Origin of the sequence: Moraxella sp. CTOTU47724 (genome assembly GCF_032014955.1) — a bacterium.
Lineage (GTDB): Bacteria > Pseudomonadota > Gammaproteobacteria > Pseudomonadales > Moraxellaceae > Faucicola > Faucicola tetraodonis.
In genome coordinates this window covers 1-4224 of record NZ_DALZSV010000093.1, presented here as the reverse complement: position 1 = coordinate 4224, position 4224 = coordinate 1, and the positions used below count along the sequence as shown (strand labels likewise).

Genomic DNA, 4224 nt, shown 5'->3' with positions numbered 1-4224 from the left:
GGTTTTTCCATTGCCCAAGCTGACTAATTTGATATTGCAGATTTTGATGATTTTTTACATTCGCAATCTTGGCAGTTAATTTATTGTGAATATTTTTAGGTAAGTAGTTGGCAGTGAATTTATCAAGCATTTCCCAAAAAAATAGGTTTTCATTGTCAAAGCTATCTAGGGTAAAGTTGGGGTGAAGGTAGTATTTTGGGGTTTTACCTGCGATTGACCCTTCTTCCCATGCTGGCATACGACAAATAGAGTTGTCACCAAATAAAGAGTATAAAGAAAGCAAATCTTGCTCTAGTAGTTTGGCTCGGCTTTTGGCTTTGTCGCCTGTGGGGTTAAACCTGGTTAATAGCTCGCTTAGCGTTTTGGCGTTTTTTTCGCCTTTGGGTAAATATTGATACAGTAAAATCAAGCGTTCGCCACGGTTTTTTTCCATAATATTCATTTTATTTGCCTTCCAATATAAAAGGCGATTACCGTTGGTTGCAGCCAATGGCTTAGGTTTTGGGAATTTCTTAGATTAAAAAAAATAATGAATTAATAATAAATTATTAATATCTTAAATTTACATTTGTCATAATCTATTCAATTTATAATTCACCAGAAATAATATAAGGAATAAGTTGAGCAGAACCATTTACATATAAGGGGTGTTTAGGTTCACCAGATTGATTAATTGCTAAACAATACAAATCATTGCCTTTTAACATTTCTAGAACTTCATTTGATCTATTTCGAAAAGCACCATTATTGCCCCAACAAACTACTATTCTTTGAACTTTGTTGCCAAGCTCTGCCAAAAATTTATTATTATCATCGCCAACGGGATTTTCTTCATTCATCATCATTCCTGAATCAGTCGATCTATAAGCGAATAAATTCATCATATAAAATCCACCAAAACCCCACTCCTCACAAAATTTAATACATCGTGAGATTGTTTTGTCGTCAAATTCTCCATCGGCAGTTGAAGGATTTAATCCAACAAACCCAATCAAAGGCTTATTTTCATCCCAAATTCTCCAAAGTGAGTATCTATAACGTTCACATGAAGATATATCTGCACCTTTTTTCATAATTTAAGATCCTCTTAAAACATATTGTATTTATTTAAACTACTCTTCAATAAATGATATCATCAAACTAATATCTATAAAATATTTTTCTAGCTTGAAATTAAAATTTCATTTAGCAACATCAGACCCTCCAACGCCCCCACACTCACCCCAAAACAATTACTCTTATTAGGCACTTGCGGTTCTCGTATATTGACACGCAGTAGACTCACCGACTCGTTAATTGAATGATTTACTAACCGCTCACCAAAATTTCGCACGCTCGGCACAGCTGTCCCTGCCCCCAATTCAATAATGGCTAGATTGTTAACTTGCTTTAGCCAAGCCATTAACTTCTGCTCTTTTTCGTCTTGCATCTGCGATTGCCAATGCCAATCGCTAAACATCAAGATATTGGGGCGCGCCATTCCGCCGCAGTACGGACAAAAGGGAAAATCATTGATTAATTGACAATGATATTCATCAACAACAGGCACAAAGCTATCGGCTGACCAAATATCACGGGTACAATTATCCAAACATTGCAACCAATGAATTGAGCCATGACATTCAAAAACCTTATTATCGTCAAATCCGACCTTTTGGAACTCACCATCGACATTACTGGTAAACACAAATGAGCCGTTTTTAAGATTGGGTAATGTTTCTGACCATTTTTTAAGTAGATGAAAACCTTGATGCGGTTCGACTGCTCGATACGCATTGAGCCTCAAACCATAAAAACCCCAAGCCAATTTTGGATTGGCGTGGAACAGTTCTGGCGTCGCCATATCGACAAAGCTTTTGCCAAGGTGCTTTAGCGGTGGATAGGCTTTCCAAAATCCTTGGTCACCTCGAAAGTCAGGCAAACCTGAATCGACCCCCATCCCTGCGCCTGCAGTGATGAGTAAACCATCAGCTTGTTTAAGGTGTTCGGCAAAATGGGTTAACTTGGTTGTATTATCCATTTTTATTCCTTTGCTGTTGTCGTCTGAGATACTATTTAATTGAGTTGCCTGCTCTTTGAGTTGGATTAGTGGTTTTCATCGGTATATCGTGTTCTATAATAACTGGCTCAATATCATCTTCTTTATCGGCATAAACCAAAAACATACAGATACAACAACCCTGCTCACCTTTTTTCCAGTAATCAAACTCATGAAAGAAACTTAACTGATAAAATGTAGTCGCATCATTAACCATTAAATTTTTATCTATTTGTTGGATAATAAAATCTTGCTGCTCACAACCAAAACTAATATCCGCAAACATATTAATCATCACGTTTTTAATCGGATAGTTGGATGATAGTCTCTGTAGTTTTGAGATAAACTGTTCACATGCTAAAGCCACGCAATTTTCACCACCTGCTACACCATGTAAAAATTCAATATTTTTGTTACCAGAAATTGCCCATTTTACTTCGTCCCAACTCATACCAATGATGCCACTACCGCTATGTAGTCGTTGAAATGCTTGCATAACTAAAGGCACTTCATTTAGTGAACACAAGATGACATTATCCGCAAGTTTTAGGCAATCATAATCTTTATTCGTGGTAGTAATCGCAATCAAATAATCCGTTTGCGCCTGTATCCGATAGCGTTGCAAATCCGCCAAATCAACCTCATCACTCGCCACAAAAAAAGTGACTTCATTTTTGCCATTGGCAATTTTATGTGGTTCATATTTATCGACTTTTACAATGTCACTATCAGGTACTGACGAATTATTTTCCATTTCACACACGCCTTTTTTCTTTAATGCTCATCAAACCTTACTAAAATTGCTGTTGCGTTATCATACGCACGACCTTCAGAGGCATAAATCTGCTTACGTAACTGTTTAAGCCATGCTTGCAAATCGGTATGCTTATCGATACTTTGCCATTTATCGCAAGGCACTAAGTCATGTACGCCATCGGTACATACCACTAAGCAATCATCTGATGAGACCTTTAACGTTTGACTGTCAAAAGTAGGCATTGGATTGTTGTCTAAGTCACTATCGGCAATCAAACAATCGGTTAATGCATACATAGGACTTGCCATACCGTCTTGGTTATATTCGCCAAAGTCGGCTTGGCGATTTTCATTTTCCGCTTTTTCATCAATCAATTGATTGAGTAGATTATGGTCACGGGTGATACATCGCCATGTTTTTGTCATAGCTGAAAAATGATAAACCCGACTGTCACCGATATGTTTGATAACGATGGGCGGATTGGTTTCACTGGCTTTAGCAAGTGGTCGATAGACTAGGGCAAGCGTCGCGGACGCGCCATAAAAGCGTTTTGGTAGGGTTGCGACTTTTTCATAAATCTTTGAGATATCCATGACAGCCGATTGATTTGAATTGTCTAAATAGTTTTGCCACAGTTGTTTGACTGTTTTAACTGTCTTAAGGCTAGCATATTGCGATAGATTAGATTCTGCTACACCATCGGATACCGCAACACAAAAGGCGTCATCACATCGATGCACAGGTGTGATACCAATCGCTTCTTGGTAATAATCATCGACAAAGAAAAATGCATCTTGCTGCAAGCGGTTGCTGGCATTGCCTTGAAAGGTCATCGCACAAATCGTAGTGGAGAGTCTGGTCATATCACGAGTCGAGTAAGAAGGTTAATCTGATTATAACCGTAAAGTTGGAAAAATATATTCTAGGTTTCTTTATTCGATATAGTCCGTGATTCAATACGTTTTTTGGCTGTGGTATAAAAAGTATGCTTCCTAGACCCAGCCATAATTGACATAGTGGAACAGTAAATCAAACGCTTTAAAATGATTTGCTAGCTTTTTCGAAAAACAGCTTGTCTTTCGAAAGACTCGCCTAAGCCTTTGCCTAAAACAATTGTTGTTCCCTTCAATATCAACCGTATGGTGTTTACCTACCTTTTTAAAATCAAAATCAAAGGCGGTTAAAAAACTATCCCAGTTATCACAGCAGATATAGCCAAAGTCAATGCCTAACGCATCAAGCTTGGCTCTTAGCTCTCTAGCCGTCTTTAGATTACGTTTGCCCCATACGAAGGCAACAATCTCACTGGTATCTGAGTCGTATGCATAGACTAGCCATACCTTGTGCTTCTTATGCCCTACATACGTCCAAAAATCATCCACTTGCAGTTTTCGGTAATAGCGTCGTTTAGGTTTTATCTCATAATTGG

At 38.0% G+C, this 4224-nt stretch carries 5 protein-coding genes and 1 pseudogene; all 6 read right to left on the bottom strand.

The genetic code is table 11. The features are described from left to right. Nucleotides 1-442, bottom strand: a pseudogene (locus RTR63_RS11540) (hypothetical protein); the annotation flags it as partial. A 145-nt stretch (nucleotides 443-587) separates the two neighbouring features. Beyond that, nucleotides 588-1073, bottom strand: coding sequence for a DUF1643 domain-containing protein (locus RTR63_RS11535; RefSeq protein ID WP_203172500.1), 486 nt, complete (start codon nucleotides 1071-1073; stop codon nucleotides 588-590). Between the two features lie 89 nt (nucleotides 1074-1162). Beyond that, complete coding sequence (locus RTR63_RS11530; protein ID WP_312524391.1) at nucleotides 1163-2020, bottom strand: SIR2 family NAD-dependent protein deacylase; 858 nt, start codon at nucleotides 2018-2020, stop codon at nucleotides 1163-1165. Nucleotides 2021-2051: 31 nt separating this feature from the next. Continuing rightward, entirely contained in the window at nucleotides 2052-2792 is a 741-nt protein-coding gene (locus RTR63_RS11525) for a hypothetical protein (RefSeq protein ID WP_312524389.1), read from the bottom strand. Nucleotides 2793-2812: 20 nt separating this feature from the next. Then, entirely contained in the window at nucleotides 2813-3658 is an 846-nt protein-coding gene (locus RTR63_RS11520) for a PP2C family protein-serine/threonine phosphatase (RefSeq protein ID WP_219332358.1), read from the bottom strand. Nucleotides 3659-3787: 129 nt separating this feature from the next. Next, on the bottom strand, nucleotides 3788-4224 hold a 437-nt coding region (locus RTR63_RS11515), incomplete at its 5' end, for an IS1 family transposase (RefSeq protein WP_312524386.1).